The sequence below is a fragment of the Enterobacter cloacae complex sp. IR5402 genome, assembly GCF_049238125.1.
In the GTDB taxonomy this organism is placed as follows: Bacteria; Pseudomonadota; Gammaproteobacteria; order Enterobacterales; family Enterobacteriaceae; genus Enterobacter; species Enterobacter hormaechei_C.
The window spans coordinates 99,550-124,339 of record NZ_JBMKHO010000012.1 but is presented as its reverse complement, the minus strand read 5'-3'; the positions used below and the strand labels follow the sequence as shown (position 1 = coordinate 124,339).

Annotated in this window: 19 protein-coding genes; 3 read left to right on the top strand and 16 right to left on the bottom strand. The window is 55.5% G+C overall.

Annotated elements, in window-relative coordinates; genetic code table 11:
* The first annotated feature begins 102 nt into the window (after nt 1-102).
* On the top strand, nt 103-1,161 hold the full coding sequence (gene ompF, locus ACOTXL_RS18370; RefSeq protein ID WP_023324410.1) for a porin OmpF: 1,059 nt from the start codon (nt 103-105) through the stop codon (nt 1,159-1,161).
* Between the two features lie 184 nt (nt 1,162-1,345).
* On the top strand, nt 1,346-2,536 hold the full coding sequence (locus ACOTXL_RS18365) for an amino acid aminotransferase (RefSeq protein WP_003858198.1): 1,191 nt from the start codon (nt 1,346-1,348) through the stop codon (nt 2,534-2,536).
* Nucleotides 2,537-2,590: 54 nt separating this feature from the next.
* Here ACOTXL_RS18365 and ACOTXL_RS18360 read toward each other — a convergent pair whose 3' ends face one another.
* The 7 genes from ACOTXL_RS18360 to cmoM form a co-directional block, all read right to left on the bottom strand.
* On the bottom strand, nt 2,591-3,238 hold the full coding sequence (locus tag ACOTXL_RS18360) for an MBL fold metallo-hydrolase (protein ID WP_023315760.1): 648 nt from the start codon (nt 3,236-3,238) through the stop codon (nt 2,591-2,593).
* Nucleotides 3,239-3,258: 20 nt separating this feature from the next.
* Nucleotides 3,259-3,810 (bottom strand): YcbK family protein, encoded by a 552-nt coding sequence (locus ACOTXL_RS18355; RefSeq protein ID WP_003858202.1) that lies wholly within the window; start codon nt 3,808-3,810, stop codon nt 3,259-3,261.
* Between the two features lie 175 nt (nt 3,811-3,985).
* A complete protein-coding gene (gene ldtD / locus ACOTXL_RS18350) occupies nt 3,986-5,809 on the bottom strand; it encodes a L,D-transpeptidase (RefSeq protein ID WP_003858203.1) in 1,824 nt (607 codons plus the stop codon).
* A 179-nt stretch (nt 5,810-5,988) separates the two neighbouring features.
* On the bottom strand, nt 5,989-10,437 hold the full coding sequence (gene mukB / locus ACOTXL_RS18345) for a chromosome partition protein MukB (protein ID WP_032657945.1): 4,449 nt from the start codon (nt 10,435-10,437) through the stop codon (nt 5,989-5,991).
* Nucleotides 10,437-11,141 carry a chromosome partition protein MukE gene (gene mukE, locus ACOTXL_RS18340; protein WP_003858208.1) on the bottom strand — a complete coding sequence of 235 codons (705 nt, stop codon included), beginning with the start codon at nt 11,139-11,141 and terminating at the stop codon, nt 10,437-10,439. Before mukE ends, mukB begins: the two co-directional genes overlap by 1 nt.
* Complete coding sequence (mukF, locus tag ACOTXL_RS18335; protein ID WP_015570962.1) at nt 11,122-12,444, bottom strand: chromosome partition protein MukF; 1,323 nt, start codon at nt 12,442-12,444, stop codon at nt 11,122-11,124. Before mukF ends, mukE begins: the two co-directional genes overlap by 20 nt.
* A gap of 3 nt (nt 12,445-12,447) precedes the next feature.
* Entirely contained in the window at nt 12,448-13,227 is a 780-nt protein-coding gene (gene cmoM / locus ACOTXL_RS18330) for a tRNA uridine 5-oxyacetic acid(34) methyltransferase CmoM (RefSeq protein WP_003858212.1), read from the bottom strand.
* A gap of 120 nt (nt 13,228-13,347) precedes the next feature.
* On the opposite strand from cmoM, the gene elyC reads away from it, so the two are divergent.
* Nucleotides 13,348-14,127: an envelope biogenesis factor ElyC gene (gene elyC / locus ACOTXL_RS18325; protein WP_032608961.1), complete on the top strand. Its 780-nt coding sequence runs from the start codon at nt 13,348-13,350 to the stop codon at nt 14,125-14,127.
* Here elyC and ACOTXL_RS18320 read toward each other — a convergent pair.
* The 9 genes from ACOTXL_RS18320 to rpsA form a co-directional block, all read right to left on the bottom strand.
* Nucleotides 14,104-14,997 carry a YcbJ family phosphotransferase gene (locus tag ACOTXL_RS18320; protein ID WP_045350173.1) on the bottom strand — a complete coding sequence of 298 codons (894 nt, stop codon included), beginning with the start codon at nt 14,995-14,997 and terminating at the stop codon, nt 14,104-14,106. The genes elyC and ACOTXL_RS18320 overlap by 24 nt on opposite strands.
* 142 nt (nt 14,998-15,139) lie before the next feature.
* A complete protein-coding gene (gene kdsB / locus ACOTXL_RS18315; protein WP_003858218.1) occupies nt 15,140-15,886 on the bottom strand; it encodes a 3-deoxy-manno-octulosonate cytidylyltransferase in 747 nt (248 codons plus the stop codon).
* Complete coding sequence (gene ycaR / locus ACOTXL_RS18310) at nt 15,883-16,065, bottom strand: protein YcaR (protein ID WP_003858220.1); 183 nt, start codon at nt 16,063-16,065, stop codon at nt 15,883-15,885. The genes kdsB and ycaR overlap by 4 nt, the downstream gene beginning before the upstream one ends.
* A gap of 45 nt (nt 16,066-16,110) precedes the next feature.
* Nucleotides 16,111-17,340: a winged helix-turn-helix domain-containing protein gene (locus ACOTXL_RS18305; RefSeq protein WP_045350174.1), complete on the bottom strand. Its 1,230-nt coding sequence runs from the start codon at nt 17,338-17,340 to the stop codon at nt 16,111-16,113.
* Between the two features lie 43 nt (nt 17,341-17,383).
* Entirely contained in the window at nt 17,384-18,361 is a 978-nt protein-coding gene (gene lpxK / locus ACOTXL_RS18300) for a tetraacyldisaccharide 4'-kinase (protein WP_032657937.1), read from the bottom strand.
* Complete coding sequence (gene msbA, locus ACOTXL_RS18295; RefSeq protein WP_003858227.1) at nt 18,358-20,106, bottom strand: lipid A ABC transporter ATP-binding protein/permease MsbA; 1,749 nt, start codon at nt 20,104-20,106, stop codon at nt 18,358-18,360. The genes lpxK and msbA overlap by 4 nt, the downstream gene beginning before the upstream one ends.
* Nucleotides 20,107-20,142: 36 nt before the next feature.
* Nucleotides 20,143-22,407 (bottom strand): ComEC family protein, encoded by a 2,265-nt coding sequence (locus tag ACOTXL_RS18290; RefSeq protein WP_045350176.1) that lies wholly within the window; start codon nt 22,405-22,407, stop codon nt 20,143-20,145.
* A gap of 212 nt (nt 22,408-22,619) precedes the next feature.
* A complete protein-coding gene (gene ihfB / locus ACOTXL_RS18285) occupies nt 22,620-22,907 on the bottom strand; it encodes an integration host factor subunit beta (RefSeq protein WP_003858233.1) in 288 nt (95 codons plus the stop codon).
* A 170-nt stretch (nt 22,908-23,077) separates the two neighbouring features.
* Nucleotides 23,078-24,751 (bottom strand): 30S ribosomal protein S1, encoded by a 1,674-nt coding sequence (rpsA, locus tag ACOTXL_RS18280; RefSeq protein ID WP_003858235.1) that lies wholly within the window; start codon nt 24,749-24,751, stop codon nt 23,078-23,080.
* Between the last annotated feature and the right edge of the window lie 39 nt (nt 24,752-24,790).

The window sequence follows — 24,790 nt, the reverse complement described above, 5'->3', positions numbered from 1 at the left end:
CCTGGGCGAAATGCGCCTGGTAAGCAGAGTTTTTGAAATGTAAGGCCTTTGAATAAGACAAAAGGCTGCCTCATCGCTAACTTTGCAACAGTGCCATAAATAATGATGAAGCGCAATATCCTGGCAGTGGTAGTCCCTGCCCTGCTGGTAGCCGGTGCAGCAAACGCTGCTGAAATCTATAACAAAGACGGCAACAAATTAGATCTTTACGGGAAAGCAGTCGGCCTGCATTACTTCTCCGATAATGACAGCAACGATGGCGACAACACTTACGCGCGTCTGGGCTTCAAAGGTGAAACTCAGATCAACGATCAGCTGACTGGCTACGGTCAGTGGGAATACAACTTCCAGGGTAACAACTCTGAAGGTGGCGATGCACAGAACGGCAACAAAACCCGTCTGGCATTCGCAGGTCTGAAATTTGGTGACGCAGGCTCCTTCGACTACGGTCGTAACTACGGTCTGGTCTATGACGCAATCGGCATCACCGATATGCTGCCTGAGTTCGGCGGCGACACCGGCGCGAGCGATAACTTCTTCGCAGGCCGTACGGGTGGTCTGGCGACTTACCGTAACAGCAACTTCTTCGGCCTGGTTGACGGTCTGAACTTTGGTGTTCAGTACCTGGGCAAAAACGAGCGTACTGATGCAGTACGTTCCAACGGCGACGGCTGGGCAACCTCACTGAGCTATGATTTCGAAGGCTTCGGCATTGTGGGTGCTTATGGTGCAGCTGACCGTACCAACAACCAGCAGACGCTGGAATGGGGTAAAGGTGACAAAGCTGAACAGTGGGCAACCGGCCTGAAATATGACGCGAACAACATCTACCTGGCAGCTATTTATGGCGAAATGCGTAACGCAGCGCGTCTGGGCAGCCGTGGTTTCGCTAACAAGTCTCAGGACTTCTCTGTCGTCGCTCAGTACCAGTTCGACTTCGGTCTGCGTCCATCCATCGCTTACTACAAATCTAAAGCGAAAGACGTAGAAGGTATCGGTGACGAAGACTACATCAACTACATCGACGTTGGTGCGACATACTACTTCAACAAAAACATGTCTACCTATGTTGACTATCAGATCAACCAGCTGAAAGACGACAACAAGCTGGGCATCAACAACGACGATATCGTGGCTCTGGGTCTGGTTTACCAGTTCTAATCAGCACACCTCGTTGTTATATGCTTAATGAACAGGGCTTCGGCCCTGTTTTTTTATTCCTGAGAGAAAATAATAGCGACTTTTGAAAAGCCGCACGCTTTTCGTCGCAAACGGTTGGCATTTTGTAAATCTACCGTTAACCTGATAGCGGATTTCACTTCTGTAATCACAATGGAACTTCGTCATGTTTGAGAACATTACTGCCGCTCCTGCCGACCCAATTCTGGGCCTGGCCGATCTGTTTCGCGCCGACGACCGCCCTGGAAAAATCAACCTGGGTATTGGTGTATATAAAGATGAAACCGGCAAAACTCCGGTACTGACCAGCGTCAAAAAAGCTGAGCAGTATCTGCTGGAAAACGAAACCACCAAAAACTACCTCGGTATTGATGGTATCCCTGAATTTGGTCGCTGCACCCAGGAGCTGCTGTTCGGCAAAGGCAGCACCATTGTGAGCGAAAAACGCGCCCGCACGGCGCAGACCCCAGGCGGTACCGGCGCACTGCGCGTGGCGGCAGATTTCCTGGCGAAAAACACTTCTGTGAAGCGTGTGTGGGTAAGCAATCCAAGCTGGCCGAACCATAAGAGCGTGTTTAATTCTGCGGGTCTGGAAGTGCGTGAATACGCCTACTACGACGCAGCCAGCCACGCGCTGGATTTCGACGGCCTGCTGGCCAGCCTGAGCGAAGCCCAGGCGGGCGATGTGGTGCTGTTCCACGGCTGCTGCCATAACCCAACCGGTATCGATCCTACGCTTGAGCAGTGGGAACAGCTGGCTAAGCTGTCCGTTGAAAAAGGCTGGCTGCCGCTGTTTGACTTCGCTTACCAGGGCTTTGCCCGTGGTCTGGAAGAAGATGCAGAAGGTCTGCGCGCATTCGCCGCCGTGCATCAAGAGTTGATAGTCGCAAGCTCCTATTCCAAGAACTTTGGTCTGTATAACGAGCGTGTCGGCGCCTGTACGCTGGTGGCTGCTGACGAAGCAACCGTCGATCGCGCATTCAGCCAGATGAAGTCCGTGATCCGCGCTAACTACTCCAACCCACCGGCACACGGTGCGTCTGTGGTCGCGACGATCCTGAGCAACGATGCGCTGCGCGCCATCTGGGAGCAAGAGCTGAACGATATGCGTCAGCGCATTCAGCGCATGCGTCTGCTGTTTGTGAACACGCTGGCTGAGAAAGGCGCTGACCGTGACTTCAGCTTCATCATCAAGCAGAACGGCATGTTCTCCTTCAGCGGCCTGACCAAAGAGCAGGTGCTGCGCCTGCGTGAAGAGTTTGGCGTGTATGCCGTTGCATCTGGCCGCGTGAACGTTGCAGGTATGACGCCTGACAACATGGCGCCGCTGTGCGAAGCCATTGTCGCGGTGCTGTAACCTGCATCCCTAAAAAAAAGCCTGCATCGCGCAGGCTTTTTTATTTTACCGGGTTTACCAGACAGGCATTTCATCCTGAAGGAACGGGTTATGCAACCGCTCATCCCCCAGCGTTGACATTGGTCCGTGTCCAGGGATAAACGTCACATCATCACCTAACGGTAATAACTTCTGCTTAATCGACTGAATCAGCTGACCGTGATCGCCGCGTGGGAAATCACTGCGTCCTACGCCCCCTTTGAAAATCACGTCACCGGAAATCAGCAGACGCGACACGTCATCAAAGAAGACAATATGGCCGGGCGTATGTCCGGGGCAATGCAACACCTGTAAAGTTACATTCCCTACGTTAACGCGATCGCCTTCGTTCAGCCAGCGGTCCGGTGTCAGTGGCTGACAGTCTTCCAGGCCAAACATACGGCTTTGAGCAGGTAATCCCTGTAGCCAGAACTCATCTTCTTTTTCCGGGCCGATAATCGGCACACCGTAGTATTCAGCCAGTTCAGCCGCTGCACCCACATGGTCGAGATGGCCATGGGTGAGTAAAATCTGCATCAGCGTTACACCGCTGGCAGCGACTTCCTGCTTGATTGTCTCAGCGTCGCCACCGGGATCAACAAGCGCGGCCAGTTTAGTTTGTTCACACCAGATCAATGAACAGTTCTGTGAGAACGCGGTAACCGGAATAATACGATAGTTCATACTGCTCCTGTGTTTCGTTATTACCAGTGCCGAACCGGCCCGGTATCAATATGCACAAAGTTGCTACGTGGGTAGTATCCTACACCACCTGCGCGCATAGATAACGCCGCTTTGCGAATATTGGCTAACGAAACGCCCTCAATATGGAAATCCATCGCCTGCCCTTTGGTGTGATAGCTTTTTTTCGCTACCCCACGGCTGTGGGCACGCAGTTCATTGTTGGTATCCAGAGAGCGATAGCCAGAGATGAGCTGCACCGGCCTTTTGGTCCCCAGCAGTCCCTGCAAGCGGTAAAGCTGATCGAATAATCCAGGGTCGATGGCTTTGATTTTATTCGCGCGGAAATCACGGAAAAAATGGTTGAGTCTTGCTAATTCATCCTGAATATAGCCTCTGCCATCGAAAAATTCCGCTTTAAGCGTCTCACCAGTATGCAGATTGTTGAGCGTTAAAATACGCGGACGAGGTGTCGAGAGGGTGGCAAATGCTGGCGTCGGAAGGATGGCTGCTGCGCCCAGCGCAACGCCACCTAACGCCAGCAATTTGCGGCGATTAGCGTCAAATTTGTCCATGATAATCAGGTCTACAGGTAAAAGAAATTGTCAATATGCTTAGCGCACGAAGGGCACCATAACTGGCAAAACCTGTTACGTCAAGGCGCCCAACCCCAGTAAATACGCGGCTTGCAGCCAGATCGCCTCATATTCACCATAACTTACGACAATCATTTTTACCGAACTACTTCATTTACCTGATTAATTGTTCCGCTTTTGGCAAAATTTGTGCGCCGGATCGCGCTGTCAGATCATAATTGTAAATATCTGTACGATACTGGGTACGTCCGTCTGCCCCTACAAACGCCGTCAGATAGTAAAGATTGACCGGAATATTGTGGCGGATATTGACGTAACGCGTATCTCCCTGCTTCAGCGCATCTGATATCCGCGTATCGTTCCAGCCTGCATCCTGCAACAGCATATTCGCCAGCTCAGAGGCCTTGTTCACGCGGACACAGCCCGAGCTGAGCGCGCGTGCGTCTTTCTGGAACAAATTATGGTTCGGGGTATCATGCAGATAGATTGCGTCCGAACTTGGCATATTGAATTTGTAACGTCCCAGCGAGTTATGTGCGCCCGGTGCCTGCTGGAAACGGAACGGCAGGTTCGAAGGCGTAATCGTTGACCAGTCCACCATCCAGGGGTCAATCGCTTCTTTGCTGTTCCAGCCACGCATCACCGTATAGTTATGTCGCTCCAGATAACCCGGGTCATTCCAGACCTTAGGCAGAATATCTTTGCGCGCCAGCGTCGGCGGCACGTTCCACGGCGGGTTAACCACCACGTTATTCAGCGCGCTGCTCATCATTGGCGTTTTACGGTCAGGTCGGCCGACAATCACGCGGGACGCCAGCACTTCACTACCGTCCTGATAGTAGACCAGGGAGTACGCCGGAATGTTGACCATAATGCCGGTGGATAACGTGCCCGGCAGCAAGCGCAAGCGCTGGATATTCAACGCCAGCACTCCAGCCCGCTGGGCCGGAGAGACGTTCAGCCAGTCGCGAGTAGATGGACCAATCACGCCGTCAGCGCCCAGCCCCTGCGCGGCCTGGAACTGCTTCACTGCGGCGACCAGCTCGCGATCGTAAGCGGCGGGCTTATTGCTCAACGCAACGGCGGTTTTCTCTTTTACCGGCGCCGACGGGCTGACGACCGCATTTTGCGTCTCGTCACCGGGCAGTGCAATTTTAGGGCCGCTGTCGAGAATGCCGGAGCGTTTCATAATTTCGCGGATCGCAGGCACATCGCTGCTCCACTGCCCCGGACGCAGCGTTGTGGTGCCGCGCAGCTGAGGCCACGGGCGGGAATCCGCAACCAGCTCAAGAAGCGACTGATGCATCGTGGCATACTGCGGATGGGCAGGCGCAAGGCTTGCGATAAAGCGCGGCAGTTCGCCGTTATCCAGCGACAGCTGCCACTGGTTAATGACGGACAGCGCAGGCGTCGCCAGCTTGTACGGCTTACTGCTGTATAACCAGCGGTTGCCGTTCACCGAAATCCCCGCAACAAATTGTAAGTAGCCCATCATGGCATCAGACAGCACCACGTCACGCGCTTGTCCGGTCACGGCAGGATCGGTCAGGAGTTCAACCCAGGTCGTGAACTGCGGCTGAAAACCTGCAATCGCCACTTCAGCCAGCTGCTGCTGGAAGGCACGTACCGCCTCGCGATTTTCCCACATCGGTTTCATATCGCGCGCAGCGTAAAGCAGCGTGAGCTGGTTAATATAAGCGGGAGTATAGCCCGAGGGCAGCCCGGTCATAAGCTGCTGACGTAATGATCCAGTATCGATGCCTTCCGGCAGCGGTTTAATGCCGGCCATGATGGCCGTTGCCGGAGACTGATCCAGCGGTTGTGACAGTGACGTCGGCTGCGCGCCCATCGTCGCGGAGCTGTCAGTCGGTACAATTTCAGGCTCATCGGCCTGAGCGGTAAACAGTGGAGCAAACATCACTGTCAGGCACAAACTCAGCGCAGACAGCTGACGACCACGATTCTTCTTAAGCAACATCCCTTGCCCCCTGTTTTTCACGACATGCCCAGTATTCTGGAGCTTTCCTTCAGTATAGAAAGGCATACACGCTGCTGCCTTGCCTTATGTAAAGAAGTTTAAAGATAACGCAGCCCTGAACACAAGTTAAGTGAATAAAAAAAGCGGCGCATGAGCGCCGCTATTTGTCGCACCCCAGGTTAAGAGGCGTCAGCCGTGCCCGGTAATGACTCCGGTGGCTGCGGGGCGAAACCACGCAGGCCCACGACGTGCACGTGTTCACTGTTCTGGAACACCTTACGCACCAGCTTATAGGTTGTCCCTTTTTCCGGACTGATGTTTTCCGGCGCCGCGATGATGAGCTGCATATCGAGTCGCTCGCAAAGCTCAAACAGCGTGGCGATGGAGCGGGCGTCGAGACGCGCGGCTTCATCGAGGAACAGCAGACGACATGGAGAGATGTCTTTGCCGCGCAGACGACGCGCTTCATCTTCCCAGCTCTGCACCACCATCACCAGAATCGACATACCGGTACCGATGGCTTCACCGGTAGAGAGCGCACCGGATTCCGCGCGCAGCCAGCCGTCTGAGCCACGGTTAACCTCAACTTCCATTTCCAGATAGTTGCGGTAGTCCAGCAGCTCCTCGCCGATGGTTTGCGGCGTACGCTGGCCCATGTCAATCTGCGGATTCAGACGCTGATACAGCTTCGCCAGCGCTTCGGAGAAGGTCAGGCGGTTACTGTTGAACAGATCCTGGTGCTGCTCATGCTGTTCAGACAACACGTCCAGCAGCGTGGAGTGCGCCTCACGCACGTTCACGTTCAGCCTCACGCTGTTGACCTGGCCAAACGACACGCTTTGCAGGCCCTGGTTCAGCTGACGGATACGGTTCTGCTCGCGCTGAATGGTTTTACGAATAATATTCGCCACGCTGCGGGAGCTGATTGCCAGCTTTTGCTCGCGGGAGGTCAGCTCTTCCGTCAGACGGCCCAGCTCGATCTCCATCTGTTCGATCGCTTCAACCGGATCGTCGGTACGGATGATGTCCTGACGGATACGCTCGCGCAAGTGCTGATACACCGCCACGAAGAACTGGATTTTGCGCTCAGGACGCTTCGGATCTTCGGACATGCGCAGCACGTCGCGCAGGTGTTCGTTATCCGCCACCGCCAGACGCAGCGCGCCCAGCGCCTTATCCGACATAGAACGCAGTTCATCGGCCGACAGATACGCCAGCTCGCGGCGGTGCAGACGACGCTCCACGTTGTTGTCTTTCACCATGCGCATCACCGCGCACCAGCCCGCCTTCGCGGTCACAACCTGCTCGCGCATCTCGTGATAGTCACGTTCCAGCTTGCGCAGGCGACGCGTCAGGTTGTCCATCTCCGCTTCACAGAAGGTCAGCGCTTTTTCCAGCTGATTACGACGCGCACGGTTGTTGCTGAGCTGAGCATGCAGCTCATCGCGGCGAATACGTGCCCGCTCTTCTGCACCGCTGTCGGCGCGCACGCCAATGTCCTGCAACTCTTTATGCAGGTCGTTTAACAGCTCTTTCTTGGTGTCGAAGGAGCTTTTCAACGACGCCATCACCTGACTGTACTGGCTCAGCTGTGCGGCGTGAGTACGCATCGCTTCGCGCGCGCGCGTACGTTCCGCTTCCGCCTGCTCAAGGCGCTGGCGCAGCTTTTCATTAAGATCGCTGTTCCCGCTCAGCATTTCTGCTGAATCGGAGTAGCCGAAGTGCGCGCGACGTTGCACCACTTCCGTCAGGGCAAACGCCTGCTGACGCGCTTCGCGCTGCACCTGCTGTGACCAGGCGTAATCCTCTTTTAACTGTTCAAACTGTTCCGGGTCGCTCTGGAGAACGGAAACCATCGGCTCCAGCTTCGCCAGCTGATTGCCGTGCTGCTGCACAAAGCGCGCGGCTTCCTGCGCCTCGTCCAGTCGTTCCTGAATTTCATCCACGCGGTCGGCGAGCGTATCGTCCGCCAGCAGGTTCAGGCGTGGCAGAATGCGGTTAAGCGCCGCAACGCCCTCTTTCGCCTGCTCGAACTGGACGCGGCTCTGCTGGTTGTCATTTTCATGGCTAGCCAGCGCACGCTCCAGCTCACCGCGGCGGGTGTTGAGCTTGCGAATTTCGGCTTCCGGATCGGGCTCAAAGGCCACGCCCAGATGGCTGCCGATAAAGCGGCTGAACGCCTGATGCAGACGCTGCGTTTTTTGTACATCAAACGACAGGGTCGCAAAACGTTCAGAAAGCGTTTCGCGCTCGGCATGCAGGCTTTCAATGCGGCTTTCACGCGCGGCGCGGCCAAACAGCGGCAGTTCCGGGAAGCGCGAATAGCGCCACTGGCGATCGGCGATTTTCACCACCACCGCTTTTTCCAGCTCGTCAACGCTGAATACGCTGTCATCAAACGACTGCGGATCTCCTTCGATGAGGTAGAGATCTTCCGGGCAGTCTTCCAGCCCTGCAAGCTGGTCAGAAATCAGCGACAGATCCGGCACCACAATCGCGTTACGGGATGGACCGTACAGCGCGGAGAAGTACGGCGCATCGTCCAGACCAACATCGTCGTAAATTTCAGACAACAGCACGCCGCCGAAACGCTCGGCTAAGGCATTCAGACGCGGATCTTCTGAGCCGCCTGGCTGGCTTAAACGCTCGATCTCCTCATCGACGTCACGCTTGCGCGCGCCCACTTCGTCACGCTCAACAATCGCTTCACGCTCACGCTCCAGCAGCTGTTGCATGTATTCGGTGACGTCCTGGCTGGAGGCAAACTCCTGGCCACACTGTTCGCTGAGCTGGTTCAGGCTGCTTTGTGCAGCCAGCCAGATCGGCGCACGCTGTAAGAGCGTCGTCGAACGGGACTGAAGCTGTTCCAGCTCCTGACGCAGCGTCATGCGCTGTTCGCTGGCATTCGATACGGTATCGGACAGGGCCGCAATACGCGCTTCCAGTTCCTGATGCAGGGCCTCAAGCTCGTCGAAATCGTAATTTTTACCCTGACGCTTGCAGAATTCCGCCAGCAGACGCTCGGCTTCCTGCTGTTCACGCAGACGCTGTTCCAGCTCGTTCAGGCGCATGCGCAGCGGCTGCACCTGTTCGGCCAGATGGCGTTGATTGACGCCGTCGCGCAGCAGCTCACGGGCAACGTCCCACGCTTCGTTACGCGCCAGCGGACCGTTAATCGCCACCACCAGCTGGTACGCCTGCTCAAACTGGCTATGCGCCGTTTGCGCCACGCTCATTTTCTGATCGAGAGAAAGCAGTTTCTCAGTGGCTTCCTGCTCTTTGGCCTGGAAGGTATCCAGCCATTCGTCAGCGCTTTCCGGGGTCAGGTCCGGCAGATGGCACAGCTCTTTGGCACGCTGCAACGCCTGCAACGCCTGGTTGTACTGAATCGCACGCGTCTGCTGCACGTCCAGCGCCTGCTGGTAGTCAGCGAGCTGGCTTTTCAGCTCATCCACTTCCAGCTCGGCGGCTTCCGCGCGGGCTTCGTTCTCTTCCTGCAATTCGGCAGCTTCGGCCACCACTTCATTTTGCTCTTCAAGACGAATTTGCAGCTCATCAAGATCGGCTTCGTAGCGCTCGATTTTTTCCTGCTGACGCAGCGCGGTCTGCACCAGATTCAGATGATCGCTGGCCGCCTGGTAATCGGCTTCCAGATCCCCTTCCGCACCATTGTGCTCGCCCAGTTCGCGCGCCATTTCGACATGCTTATACTGCTCGGCCACCAGCTGTTTGCGGGAGGTAAACAGCTCGCGGCGATACTCCAGCGCCTGATCGAGATGAATACGGCGCTCGTTGGCGTGGCGCATATAGTCCGCCGCCACGTAGTTGGTGGCTTCGCTGATCAGGTGCTTAAACAGGTCCCGGTCAGACTGCGTAACGCGAATCGCTTCCAGCGTCATGCGGTTTTCACGCAGCGCGGCTTCCATATCCTGGAAGGCCTTACGCACGCCGCTGTTTTCCGGCAACAGGTAGTCGCGCAGGGAGCGGGTAATGGCGCTGGAGATACCGCCGTACAGGGAGGCTTCAATCAGACGGTAGTATTTACTACGATCTGACGCGCTGCGCAGACGACGGGCTACCACGCCGAGATCGAACATCAGAGAGTGGTAGTCGGTAATGGAATTAAACTGCTTAAACTGCACGCCTTCGATAGCTTCCAGCTTGTCTTTCAGCTCCTGGAGCGTCAGGACGCGTGCCTGACGTTCATTCAGGGTTTCCGTCAGCAGCGCGGTTGGCTGTACGGAGGTAGGCAGCCCCTGGATCGCAAACGGTTTGATATCTACTTTACGATCGCGGCCGGCAACCTGTTGCAGACGCACGCCTACAACCACGCGCTGATGGCGGGAGTTGATCACGTCCAGCACTGAATAACAAACGCCCGCTTTCAGCTTACCGTGCAGACCTTTATCACGAGAGCCGCTCGTGGCGCCCGCTTCAGTGGTGTTACGGAAGTGCAGCAGGGTCAGGTCAGGTATCAGCGCCGTCACGAAGGCCGCCATGGTGGTGGATTTACCCGCCCCGTTACCGCCGGAGAGCGTTGTCACCAGCTCATCCAGATCGAAGGTTCGGGCAAAGAAGCCGTTCCAGTTAATCAGCGTCAGTGAGCGAAATTTACCGCGTTCAATCATTACTCTTCCTCCCCGCTATCCGGCTGATTCTCTTCGTGCTCGTCATTGAGCTGCAAATGGTTTTCCACCGGCATCGCTTCACCGTCACGTATCATGCGCAGCTGCGCTTCACGCGCATCATCACCCGCACGCACGTCGGCGCCAAAACGGAAGACCGATTCGGTGATGCGGAACTTGCTGCTGTCGTGACCCATGAACCAGACCATTCCCAGACGGCGTAGACGGTTAAGGGATGAGCGAACTTTTTCCTGTAATTTCTGACGGTCCAGATCGGACCCCGTTGAGCGGTTATTCACCAGCTTGAGCAGCTTGCTTTCATCCGCCAGCGACAGCAGCTCATCGTAAAGCTCCTGTTGGGTGAAGATCCCTTCATTCGCCAGACGTTCCGGGCTGAGATAGAGGTAGCAGAGAATTTTGCCGACCATCATATCCAGTTCGGAAAGCACCGAGCGCGGAATAAGCGTGGTAGAGCGCGGACGCAGGTAGAAAAACCCTTCCGGCGCGCGGATCAGCTCAACGTTATAGCGAGCGTAAAACTCTTCCAGGTACTCCTGAAAGTCCATCAAAAAGGCGTGATTATCCAGCTCGTCAAGGCCAATGTGACGACCGGCACGCAGCTGGCTGTCCAGCGCCGGAAACAACGGATTCGCCAGCGCCTGTGCCAGCTTAACTGGCATCACTTGTTCAATATTTGTCAATGACATGCGCCTGTACCTTGGCTCCGTAATCGTTAATCGGCTGCCACTTCGGCGGCAGTCCGGTGAAATCGGCTTGTGCGATGCCCAGGCGCACCGCCTGGTCTACAACAATGCGGGCAACATCGAAGTGGCGCGCGCGCGGATACTGCGCCAGATAGTCGCGTACCACGAGGCCAAGATCCAGCGGTGCTTGTCTGGTTTTGTAGACAGCGAGCTGTTCTTCGATCATCGCCGCAAGCTGCTCGCGAATTTCGTTAAATTCTTCGTATTCCAGATCCGGCGGCAGTTCACCGGTGACCTCTTCATCGCGCAGCGCCATCTCTTCGTCGCGCATATCCAGCAGACGATCGGCGTTGGCGTAGGTCAGCGCCCACGGCGCATCGAAATAGGTCTGTACCGACTGGCGCAGACGCTGAGCAAAGACGCGATTCTTATCCATATCGATGGCGGTACGGATAAATTTATGCACGTGGCGGTCGTAACCGATCCACAGGTCGATTGACTGCTGGCCCCAGCTGATAATGCGGTCAAGCTTGCTCTGCAAATCAAACACCAGACGGTCGATAAAATGCAGATCGTCGTGCGCCATTGTCGCGTCCTGGATGCGCAGCAGATTGGCCTGTAGCTTATCCCCCGCCGCCTCCAGCGTATCCTGCAACTCACGCAGCGTACCGGACGTTTCTGACAGCAAGAGTTCACAGCTGGAGATAGCCGCACGCCAGTCTTTATTAAGCAGTTGAGCGATATCGTCTTTCACCTGCTGCTGCTGTTCGTCCATCAGACGTTGAGTCAGATCGATACTGTCGAAAATCTCGGCGACCGAGTATTTCAGCGGCGCGTAAACGTTGCGATGCCAGTGGAATTCGTCACCGTTTTCATCAGCCGCGTCGGCGGCACGCTTCAGCTCACCTGCAACAATAGAGAGCTGCATGGAGAGACGCAGCGTGGAAAATTCGCGCTGGCGGATGTAATAGTCGGTAATGCCAATGCCCAGTGGCGTAAGACGATAGATGGCGTTTCCTTCCGCCTGCTCGCTGGTAAAGCGGTTCAGCAGACGTTGACGCACCATATCATTGATTGCGTTGTTGGCACGCACGCTAATGGTTTCGCTGGTTTGCTCAAACGCATCACTGACGTGGCGGAACGCATCCACCAGTTCGCCTTCACTCATTTCGCCATCCAGGCGTTCGCCGTTTAGCGTCGCAACCGCCAGCAGGAATGAGAGTCTGTCTACCGGCAGCGAGATGGAGAAATCGTTTTTCCTGGCCCAGGCAACCAGTTCGGGGACTGTCTGGGAAAATTCACTCATAGATTATCCTTGCATCTGCGGCTTGCGCGCGGTGACGTGTATATAGCGGCCAAGGCTCAGATAAGGCTCCTGGCGGCAGTACCGCGTCTCTATTTCTGTTAAGGCGTCTAAACAGTCATCCTGTTTTTGTTTATCACGCAGATAATCATGAAACACCCTCACGCCGGTTTTGCCGGTAATTTCCCAACCGATCTCCTCCAGCCAGCCATAGACCTGCTGCGGTTCACGGGGGAAATCCGGTGAAAGCGTGCGTCGTTTCTTTTTATACATGCCCTGCTGTACGTAGCCAAAATTGCCGACCAGCACGTTTCGCATTAGCAGGCCGTTGGCATTGTAAAACATCAGCGATAACGCACCGCCCGGGCGCAACATCGACCACAGCGTTTTTAACATCGCCTGGGGTTCGGCGATCCATTCGAGCACAGCATGAAACAATATCAGATCAACCTGCGTTTCCAAATGCTGCGGAATGTCCTGAGCGGCGCAATGTATAAAATGCATGTTGTCGCTCACACCTTTCTCTTCTGCCGCTCGCCCGGCGCGCGCAACCATCTCGGCAGAAAGATCGCAAAGCGTGACGTGATGTCCCCGCTGCGCCATCAGAATTGCAGTCTGACCTTCCCCACCGCCGGCATCCAGCACGCGCAACGGTCGGTCACCGAATTCAGCCAGCAGCTTGTCCAGATCCTGCCAGAGGATCGTCTGACGAAGCTGACCTTTGGTGGTGCCATAAATGTTGCGCGAAAACTTTTCCGCGATGTCATCAAAATTGCGATCCCGCATTGGGAGGGTTCCACTCACTGCAAAACCGCTATTTTGTCACACCCGCGCGGAGAATGAACCACTCTGGTGTAATATCACCGACAATCGCCTGCTGTATGGTTAAAAAAGGAACCAAAAAGGATGCTTTTTACCCTAAAAAAATATATCGGAGGCATGATGCTTCCCCTTCCCCTGCTGTTGCTTCTCATCGCGCTGGGGCTAGCAATGATATGGTTTAGCCGCTTTCAGAAAAGCGGTAAATCCCTTGTTACCGTGGGCTGGCTGGCGCTGCTGTTACTCAGCCTGCAACCGATCGCTGACGGTTTATTACGTCCGATTGAAAACACCTACCCGACGTGGCAGGGAAATCAGAAGGTGGGCTATATCGTGGTGCTGGGCGGCGGGTATACCTGGGATCCGAACTGGGCGCCCAGCTCGAACCTGATCAACAACAGCCTGCCGCGCCTGAACGAGGGGATCCGCCTGTGGCTGGCCAATCCTGGATCGAAGATGATCTTCACGGGCGCAGCGGCAAAAACCAACCCGGTCAGTACCGCTGAAGCAGGAGCAAGAGTGGCTGAATCACTTGGCGTACCGCGTTCCGCCATCATCACGCTGGATAGCCCAAAAGATACCGAAGAAGAGGCGGCGGCGGTGAAACAGGCCATCGGTGATGTGCCGTTCCTGCTGGTGACTTCTGCTTCACACCTGCCGCGCGCAATGATTTTCTTTGAGAAGCAGGGCCTGCATCCGCTTCCTGCTCCGGCAAACCAGCTGGCCATTGACGCCCCGCTCAATCCGTGGGAACGGATAATCCCGTCCCCGGTATGGCTGATGCACAGCGACCGCGTCGGCTACGAGACGCTTGGCCGCTTGTGGCAGTGGCTTAAGGGTTCGTCAGGCAAGCCAGGGCAGGAGTGATTTTGCGGCCAGATCGAAATTGGCGCGATTAAAGCGCCCGGTGTTGACCAGTTGCGCCACCTCATCCCAGAGAAGATAGAGCCAGCGTCGCCAGAGAAAGGCCTCCGCAACGGGGGCGCGCTGAAGATAGTGCCAGAGCAAATCTTCCGCCGCCCCGCCCTCGCTCAGCCTGAACAGTTCGTACTCGCGCGGCGCCCAGAGCATGATCCCCGGCCCGACCATCGCCAGCAGTTGGTCGCTGCGCGAGTCTTTAAGCATACTGCGTAGCGTGAAGTTGCCGTGAACCAGCACGCAGTTGTCGTTAAAACCCTCAAACAGCGTCGGCAGACATTCCCGGGTGCGGAACAGAATACGTTTGTCCTGCATCGTTAAGCCGGTGTTGTTGAACTGGTTCAGCGTGCCCCACAGCACTTCGACACGCTGGCGATACCACAGCGGCCACAGGTTTTCCTGGGTGCTGTCTACCGCGCCAACAAGACCCCGGCTGTCCTGCCGATGCCAGGCAAGCAGAGCCTCGACAATCTGATCTTTCAGCTGTTCCCAGCGCTCCGGTGTACGCGTCGGGGCTTCAACAGAAACCCCGCGTAAACGCTCGATAAGCAGAACATCCGGGCCGGGATGCTCCTCATGGGTCATCACGCCGTAGACCGTCGGCATACGGACAGTCCCTTCCCGCGCCAGCATCGACATTTTCCAGGCCAGCTGTCTGGCGACGCCCGGCGAGGTAAAACTTCTGGCCATCAGCGGCATGGGGTTTCCCTGACTGTCATACAACGACCAGAGTGCGGTATCGGCCTTTTCATTCACGCATTCCACCCGGCTTAGCTTTTCGCCAAGGAGATGGCTGAGTTCAGCACGCAGCTGTTCCATATGAGATTACCCCCATTAAGACTACTGCTTTTATAATGAGCGCGCGAAACCCGGATGTCACCCGGTAGAGATCAATAATGAAAAAGAAAAGGAAAATCGCCTGGCGGGAGAGCATCCCCCCAGACGAGAGGATGCCAGCGAATTAACGCATTTCGACGCGTACGCGCTCGAGATCTTCAGGGGTATCCACGCCGGTGCCTGGGATTTCCTGGGCAACCGCAACGTGAATTTTCTCGCCGTACCACAGCACGCGAAGCTGTTCGAGCATTTCAATATGCTCCAGCGGGCTTGGTGCCCAGGCGACGTAGCGACGAATAAAGCCGGCGCGGTAGCCGTAAATACCGATGTGGCGCAGGAAGGTTTCGCCGATTGTCTCTTTCGATTGCGCGAAACGATCGCGATCCCACGGAATGGTGGCGCGGGAGAAATAGAGCGCGTAGCCCTCTGCGTCCATGACCACTTTCACCGCATTCGGATTGAACGCCTCTTCAGCGTGGTGAATCGGCACCGCGAGGGTTGCCATCCCGACCTGACGCCGAGCCAGGTTGTCGGCCACCTGACGGATAATCGCCGCCGGGATCATCGGCTCATCGCCCTGCACGTTCACAATCACCGTCTCGTCGCTGAAACCGCATTTTTCGACGACTTCCGCCAGGCGCTCGGTGCCTGACTGATGATCGGCACGGGTCATGCACACTTCCCCACCCGCGGCCTCAACCGCGCGCGCGACATCCGGGTGATCGGTGGCGACGATGACGCGTCCGGCGCCCGATTCGCGTGCCCGTTCAAGGACATGCACAATCATCGGTTTGCCATTGATATCCACCAGCGGTTTACCTGGCAGGCGCGTTGAAGCATAACGCGCAGGGATAATGACAACAAAACTCATGGTTTGATCTCTTCTGCCACCAGTGAACGGGCTTCATTTTCCAGCAGGACCGGAATACCGTCACGCAGCGGGAACGCCAGGCTGTCCAGTTTGCAAATCAGCTCTTGTTTATCCTGGCTGTAATACAGTTTGCCGTTGCACACCGGGCAGGCAATAATTTCAAGTAAACGGTGATCCATAGTTCCTCCGTATGGGTAATCGCTAAAGCTTATCACATTCCCTTTTCAGGGAGTGTCTGTTTCCCAGCCATCTCGACAGGTCGTAAACAGCCCCGCAGGCACGCGACCGAGTACAATTTCATGCGCCCCCTGCCAGCGCGCAAATTCACTGAGCGCAGTCGTTAACCCTTTTTCCAGGCCAGCCGTCACCTTTATGCCCTCTTCCAGCCAGAGCGCGATAATTTCAAGCATGCCGGTTTTACGGTGCATTTTAGCGTCCATGCGCCCGACAAGCTGTCCTTTGTGCAGCAGCGGCAAAACAAAATAACCATACTGACGCCTGGGCGCCGGGGTGTAGCATTCCAGACGGTAGCTGAAATCAAACAGCTGTTCGGCCCGCTTTCTGTCCCAGACAACGGGGTCGAACGGCGACAGCACGGCACTGTGGTTCGCCTGGAGTTTGCCCTCCTGCGCCTGCGCCAGCAGAGGGAACAAATCCGCATGCAGCCACATTTCACCTAACGACTCTACCGAGACCGGCATGACGCGCTGTTCGCGCTGCCACGTTTCGAGCAGTGGTTTTAGCTGCGGCTGACGCAGACGATAATAATCCGCCAGCCACTGCGGGAGGAAGATGCCAAGGCTGCGGGCGCTGTTCCCGAGCATGATGGCTTCGGCTACCTCCTGAGACAGCAGGTCACGCGTATCGTCCCAGTGAGGCATAACGCGGTGCGTGAGGTCATAGACGCGCTGAAAGTTGCGGCGCTCGACCACCATCACTTTGCCCGACGTAAACAGCCCTTCAAGATGGCGTTTGTGCGGTTTCCACTCCCACCATCCGCTGGCGCCTTTTCGCGGGTGTTCAAAATCCGCGGAGCGTACCGGACCGTTTTTCTGAATATGGGCAATCAGTTGTTCTATTTCATCCGCGTGTTCCACCATCCACTCCTGGCGGTATTTCCAGCCCATTTTGTCCGGGGCGAGCATGCGGTGACGCACCAGTGCAAAATCGCTGCGCGGGAGAAAACAGGCTTCATGCGCCCAGTATTCCATCAGTTCGCCCTGACTCAGCGCATTATCCAGCCACTGCGGAGGATAGTTTCCCAGGCGGCTAAACAGGACCAGATACGGGCTACGCGCCACGATGTTAATGGTGTCGATTTGCAGCAACGACATGCGTTGCACGGTAGAGAGGATATCAGCTGGCTGCGCGCGGCGGCGGGGCTTTTTCAGAAGCCCTTGGGCGGCAAGATGCAGGTTTCGTGCGGCTGCAAGTGAGAGTTGCGGTAGAGACATGCGTTTTCCTGTCAGTCAAAGCGCCACCGGAACCGCGTAGAAGTTACTGCACTAACGCGAGCAGTTCCTTGAGCAAATGTTCCGGCTGTTCGCCGCTGAGTTCAGCGTCAACCGGCAGATACCACCAGTTTTCTTTCGCAAAGGCCCGGCATTTTACCGCGTCTTTTTCCGTCATGATCAGCGTCTGGCCCGGCGCTGCCAGCCTTTCAACCTCTTCGGCAACTAACGCCTGGTGATCGGCCAGCGGCACCCGTTTTTCCAGCCGCGCGCCGCACTGCTCCAGCGTTGCGAAGAAACGCGGCGGATGACCTATACCGGCCATCGCAACCAGACGATCCAGCTGCGCGACGTCTTTACGCTCGCCAGTCAGCATATTTACGGCCTGTCCGGGACGAAGAAGCATCGGGATTTCGCCCGCTCTGGCTTCACCACCGTTCACAATCACGGCATCGACGGTTTTCAGGCGCGACGCACGCTCGCGCATTGGACCGGCTGGAAGCCACCAGCCGTTGCCAAAACGCCGCACACCGTCAATGACCACGATCTCTTTGTCACGCGCCAGCGCGTAATGCTGCAAACCATCATCGGTAATGATGATTTGTACATCATGCTCCGCAAGCAGTGCCTTCACGGCATCACTGCGCACCGGCGATACCGCAACCGGCGCGCCGGTACGCTGGTAAATCAGTACCGGCTCATCACCGGCTTCAGCGGTTGTCGTAGCTGGGCTCAGCACCAGTGGATACTGCGCCGCTTTACCACCGTAACCGCGTGAGACAACTCCCGGGCGGATACCGCGCCTCTGGAGCTGCTCTACCAGCCAGATCACCACCGGGGTTTTGCCGTTTCCACCCGCCGTCAGGTTGCCGACCACCACTACCGGTACCGGTGCGCGCCAGGCGCGCTTGATCCCAAGGCGGTAAAGCAGACGAATAGCACCGCTCACCAGGCCATACAGCCAGGAGAGCGGGAGAAGCAGCACCCACAGAGGGGATTCACCCGACCAGATGCGTGCAATCATTGACCGAACTGCATTTTATGAAGCTGCGCGTAAACACCACGCTGTTCCAGCAGGTCCGCATGGCTGCCGCGTTCAACGATCACGCCATCTTCCACCACCACGATTTCGTCAGCCTGTTCGATGGTCGACAGACGGTGCGCGATAACCAGCGAGGTACGGTTTTTCTGTAATTCATCCAGAGCAGACTGGATAGCGCGTTCAGATTCCGTATCCAGTGCGGACGTTGCTTCATCGAGGATCAGAATCGGACTGTTGCGCAGCAGCGCACGGGCAATCGCGATACGCTGACGCTGACCACCGGAGAGCAGCACCCCGTTTTCGCCAATGATCGTATCCAGACCGTTATCCATTTTGTTAATGAAGTCCATCGCATAGGCCATACGCGCCGCATTCTCGATCTCTTCACGGCTGTACTCTTCGGTACGGGCATACGCAATGTTGTTCGCCACCGTATCGTTGAACAGATGCACGTTCTGCGAGACCAGCGCGACCTGGTTACGCAGCGACTGGAGGGTATATTCCCGCAGGTCGTGACCATCAAGCAGGATCTCGCCCTGGTCGATATCGTAGAAACGGGTAATCAGGCTGGCAATGGTCGACTTGCCCGAACCGGAACGACCGACCAGCGCGACGGTTTTACCCGCCGGGATGGACAGGCTGATATCACGCAGCGCCGGCACTTCACGGCCTGGATAGGTAAAGGTCACGTTACGGAATTCCAGGTCGCCTTTAGCGCGCTCGATCACGCGTGTACCTTCATCTTTTTCCTGTTCGGAATCGAGGATGCTGAACAGCGTCTGACAGGCTGCCATCCCGCGCTGGAACTGGGCGTTGACGTTAGTCAGCGATTTCAGCGGACGCATCAGCGCGATCATGGATGAGAACACCACGGTAATGGTACCCGCAGTCAGGGTTTCCATGACGCTCGGGAAGCTTGCGGCATACAGGACGAAGGCCAGGGCCAGAGAGGCAATCAGCTGAATGATCGGATCGGAAATCGACGAGGCCGATACCATTTTCATCCCTTGCAGACGCATTCTGTTGCTGACCTTGTCAAAGCGTTTGGTTTCGACTTCCTGACCGCCGAAGATCAACACTTCCTTATGGCCTTTCAGCATCTGCTCGGCGCTGGTAGTCACCTGCCCCATCGTATTCTGCATATTTTTACTGATGTTGCGAAAACGCTTTGATACCACGCGGATCGCGATGGAGACAATCGGCGCCAGCACAATAAGGATCAGCGACAGTTGCCAGCTGTAATAGAACATCATCGCGAACAGGCCGATGATGGATGCGCCTTCACGCACAACGGTAATCAGTGCGCTGGAAGAGGACGACGCAACCTGCTCTGAATCGTAGGTAATACGCGACAGCAGGGTACCGGTTGACTGCTTGTCAAAGAATGAGACCGGCATCCCCATCATATGGCTGAATAACCGACGGCGCATGGTCATCACCACTTTACCGGATACCCAGGAGATGCAGTAGCTGGATACATAGCTGGAGATTCCGCGTAAGATCATCAGCCCAATAACCACCAGCGGCATCCATAGCAGCACTGAACGATCCGTTTTACCGAAACCGTCATCCAGTAACGGTTTGAGAAGCGATAACATAAACGTATCGCTGGCTGCGTTGAGGATTAACGCTACGCCCGCCACGATCAAGCCTGCTTTGAAAGGAGCAATCATCGGCCAGAGCCGGCGGAACGTTTGCCACGTGGAGAGATCTTTGTCGTTATGCATTCAAAAAACCAGCATTTGTTGAAATAGCCGCATATTCTACCCGTTATCTACGGGCGCGCCAAACCACTGATGATACCAACGCGGTAAATAGTGTTCACGTAAGCGGCGAATTTGCCGACTTTGGTGCGAAAACGTCACAGATATCTGTCCGGACTGCGGAGTATCAAGCCAGAGATATCCCTCAGTTCGATAGCGCCTGACTACTTTGATGGAAGGGAAACGCCACGCGTTATAGCGGGCCATCGAGGCCAGCGAAACCTGTCCCTCCACGCGCTGTAGCAGCGGTGTTGAAGATGACGTGTTACTTCCATGATGCGGCACCTGAATCAGTGTAGACGCTAGTTGACGCCAGCGGTGGCTCAGCATTGCCAGTTCTGCCTGCCCTTCAATATCTCCGGTCAGTAAAACGCTTTGTTCGCCGTCATCGATTTTTACCACGCAGGAGCGGTTGTTACCTTTTGCCGAGGTATTTTCGGGTGGCCAGTGCACGGAGAACGTTAAACCCTGCCACTGCCATCGCTCTCCACGAAAGCAAGGAAGATGCCCGGCCCAGGATAAGGGGCTTCTGATCCACATTGCGGGCCAGGCAGCTTTTAGCGATGCCAGTCCCCCCGCGTGGTCGAGATGTTCATGGCTCAGGATCACCCCTTCCGGCCTCAGATGATGCCAGCGTAGCCAGGGGATAATCAGCTGCTGCCCGCTGTCCCCACCGGGCCATGCCAACCCAGTGTCATACAGAATGGCCTTCCCGTGACGCTCAATGACCATCGCCAGCCCCTGCCCTACATCCAGCATATGCAGGGACCAGCTGTCTGTTTTGGCCCTGTGCCAGAGGGGAAATGCCAGCACCACGCTGCCTGCCAGACAGACTGCGGGTACTGCGCTGAAGGCCCTGAATCGCCAGCCAATGATCAGCAGCCATGGCAGTAACGTCAGGTATTGCCAGCGTTCATCAACGTCCTGCCAGCCATTCGGTAAACGCATCAATAGCCAGAAAAGCCCTGCCAGAGATTTATCGGCAGCCAGCCAGACGATACTTTCCAGCGTCGCCACCGGAAACAGATGCAGAAACATGCCGAGCAGGATCAGCGGAACTGAGATAAACGTGACCAGAGGAACGGCAAACAGATTCGCCGCCAGCGAGGAGAGACTGAAACCATGGAAAATCAGCACCTGAAGCGGCAACAGAAGCAGCAGCATACCGACCTGCAAATACAACAGCGTAACCAGCGGCCGCAGGCACCGGCCACGTTGCCAGAGCGGGAGAGGCAACCACTGATACCAAAAAATAAGCGCGGCGACCGCAAACGCTGATAGCGCCAGGCTTTGTGACAGGACCGCCAGTGGATCGAAAACCAAGATCGCCGCCACGCAGGTAAGCCATACCTGCCAGGGCGACCACTGGCGACTACTCATTTTTAATGCCGCCAGTACCACAAGCGCGATAGCCGTGCGCAGCGCAGGCGGCTGTAAGCCTGTTAGCCATGCGTAAAACGCGGCAAAAATCAGCCCTGCCAGCAAGGGGATTTGCCAGATAATCCAGCGGCCCGGCAGGAAGAACTGGATGCCTCGCGCCAGAAACCAGATGACAGAAGCGGCCAGCGCAATATGCAATCCCGAGATTGCCATCAGATGCATCGTTCCGGTCTCACGCATCAGGTTTTTTATCTCCCGCGAGACCGACAGCCGCTCCCCCATTCCCAGCCCCAGTATCACGGGTCCCCACTGATATGCTGAAAGCGTACTCTGTAGTGATGTCAGGTACTGCGCACGCAGGCTACAGCCTTCGTCAACGAGCGCCGCATGGGTAAACCGTCCACTCAGCGTCTGATGTCGGGCAAAGGCATTTTTCTGTGAATCATAGCCGCCATCGTTGAGTTCTCCGTGTACCGCCCTGAGCCGCAGGGTCATTGCCCAGCGTTGACCCACGCAGACGTTTTGCGGCAGATAGTTGCCATACAGCGCCACGCCCATGGCAGCCCACACACGTTCTCCATTGAGGCTGACAATCCTTCCCTGATGCATCGTTGCGCCGTCCGTTGCGGTAATGACCACCTCGGCCTGCTGCGGAACTTTCGTTAAATGGTTCATCGGCCACACGCTTTCCTGAGCGGCCAGGATCCCCCAGCACATAAAAAGCAATGCGAGGCCTGAAAACCTGAGCCATTTTCTCTGCTGTACTGATAACGCAATTCCTGCGGCAATCAGCAACCAGACAATATGCAAATCTGGCAAAACGGGTAACCAATAGAGCGGGATTATGGCCAGAATGGCGCACATACTGATAACGTGGATCCCCATCTTCACCTCCATGTTTCAGGCGATTATGCGGCGGGACTGATGCGTCGTCAGACAGAAAAGGCGTGATTTACAGCGGACGCTGCAACGTTTTTTAGCGTTTACAGTAAAGAGAAAATTTAAATGCGGCGCGTATTCAGAAATGCAGGGGCGGGATACAAAAAAAGCACCCTAAGGTGCTTTCTTTAAACTCAGTTTAACCCTGATGATTAAACTCAGTTACCGTAAATATTGGCGCGATCGCGCAGTTCTTTACCCGGCTTAAAGTGCGGAACATACTTTCCTTCCAGCTCCACTTTATCGCCAGTCTTCGGGTTACGCCCGGTACGTGGTGCACGATAGTGCAGGGAAAAACTACCGAAACCGCGGATTTCAATGCGCTCGCCCTGGGCAAGAGTGGTAGCCATATGCTCCAGCATCTCTTTAACGGCATCTTCCACAGCCTTGGCAGGGATATGCGGTTGCTGACTGGCAAGTCTTTCAATCAATTCTGACTTGGTCATGATTCCTCCGGTTCCTTTCAAACCCATTAGCTGAACAGCTTATTAAACAAGGGCGGCCGTAGCCGCCCTTTGTTATTGATTACAGGACGAATCCTGCAATCTGTCAAGTCTGCTCTCCATCCTTCGCGCTGTAAATGCGTTACAGCTCAAATGATGGTGCGAACCTGAACTTACTCGCCTTTAGCTGCTTTGAAAGCTTCAGCCATTGCGTTGTTAGAGAAGTTTGCATCTTCCTGTTTGTTCACAGTTGCGATTGCATCTTTCTCATCAGCTTCATCTTTAGCACGAACAGACAGGCTGATTGCACGGTTCTTACGGTCAACACCGGTGAACTTAGCTTCAACGTCGTCACCAACGCTCAGAACCAGAGTTGCATCTTCAACGCGGTCACGTGAAGCTTCGGAAGCGCGCAGGTAACCTTCAACGCCGTCAGCCAGTTCTACGGTTGCGCCTTTAGCGTCAACAGCAGTCACTTTACCGTTTACGATTGCGCCTTTCTTGTTCAGTGCAACCCAGTTGTTGAACGGATCTTCTGCAAGCTGTTTAACGCCCAGGGAGATACGCTCACGCTCTGCGTCAACTTGCAGAACAACTGCTGCGATTTCGTCGCCTTTTTTGTATTCACGAACTGCTTCTTCGCCTGCAACGTTCCAGGAGATGTCAGACAGGTGAACCAGGCCATCGATGCCGCCGTCCAGGCCGATGAAGATACCGAAGTCAGTGATAGACTTGATTTTACCTTCAACACGGTCACCCTTGTTGTGGGTTTCCGCGAACTGCTGCCATGGGTTGTTTTTGCACTGCTTCAGGCCCAGGGAGATACGACGACGTTCTTCGTCGATATCCAGAACCATCACTTCCACTACATCACCAACGTTAACAACTTTGGATGGGTGGATGTTTTTGTTGGTCCAGTCCATTTCGGAAACGTGCACCAGACCTTCAACGCCTTCTTCGATTTCAACGAAGCAGCCGTAGTCAGTCAGGTTGGTTACGCGACCAGTCAGTTTAGTACCTTCTGGGTAACGCTTAGCGATAGCTACCCATGGATCTTCGCCCAGCTGTTTCAGGCCGAGGGATACACGAGTACGCTCGCGGTCGAACTTCAGCACTTTAACAGTGATTTCGTCGCCCACGTTCACGATTTCGCTTGGGTGCTTAACGCGTTTCCACGCCATGTCGGTGATATGCAGCAGGCCATCAACGCCGCCCAGGTCAACGAATGCGCCGTAGTCAGTGAGGTTCTTAACGATACCTTTGACTTCCATGCCTTCCTGCAGGTTTTCCAGCAGCTGATCGCGTTCTGCGCTGTTTTCGGATTCGATAACGGCACGACGGGAAACAACAACGTTGTTACGCTTCTGGTCCAGCTTGATTACTTTGAACTCAAGCTCTTTGCCTTCGAGGTGCAGGGTGTCACGGACTGGACGAACGTCTACCAGAGAACCTGGCAGGAACGCACGAATACCATTCAGCTCAACAGTGAAGCCACCTTTAACTTTGCCGTTGATAACACCGACCACAGTTTCAGCTTCTTCGTAAGCTTTTTCCAGCGTGATCCATGCTTCGTGACGTTTAGCTTTCTCACGAGACAGCAGGGTTTCGCCGAAGCCGTCTTCTACTGCGTCCAGAGCAACGTCAACTTCGTCACCTACCTGGATTTCCAGCTCGCCCTGGGCGTTTTTGAACTGCTCAGCCGGGATGGCAGACTCAGATTTCAGACCGGCGTCAACCAGTACAACGTCTTTGTCGATAGCAACAACAACGCCACGAACGATGGAACCCGGACGGGTTTCGATTTCTTTTAAGGATTCTTCAAACAGTTGAGCAAAAGATTCAGTCATGTTTAATCTTCAGGTTAATATTAACGTCCACCTGGCTCC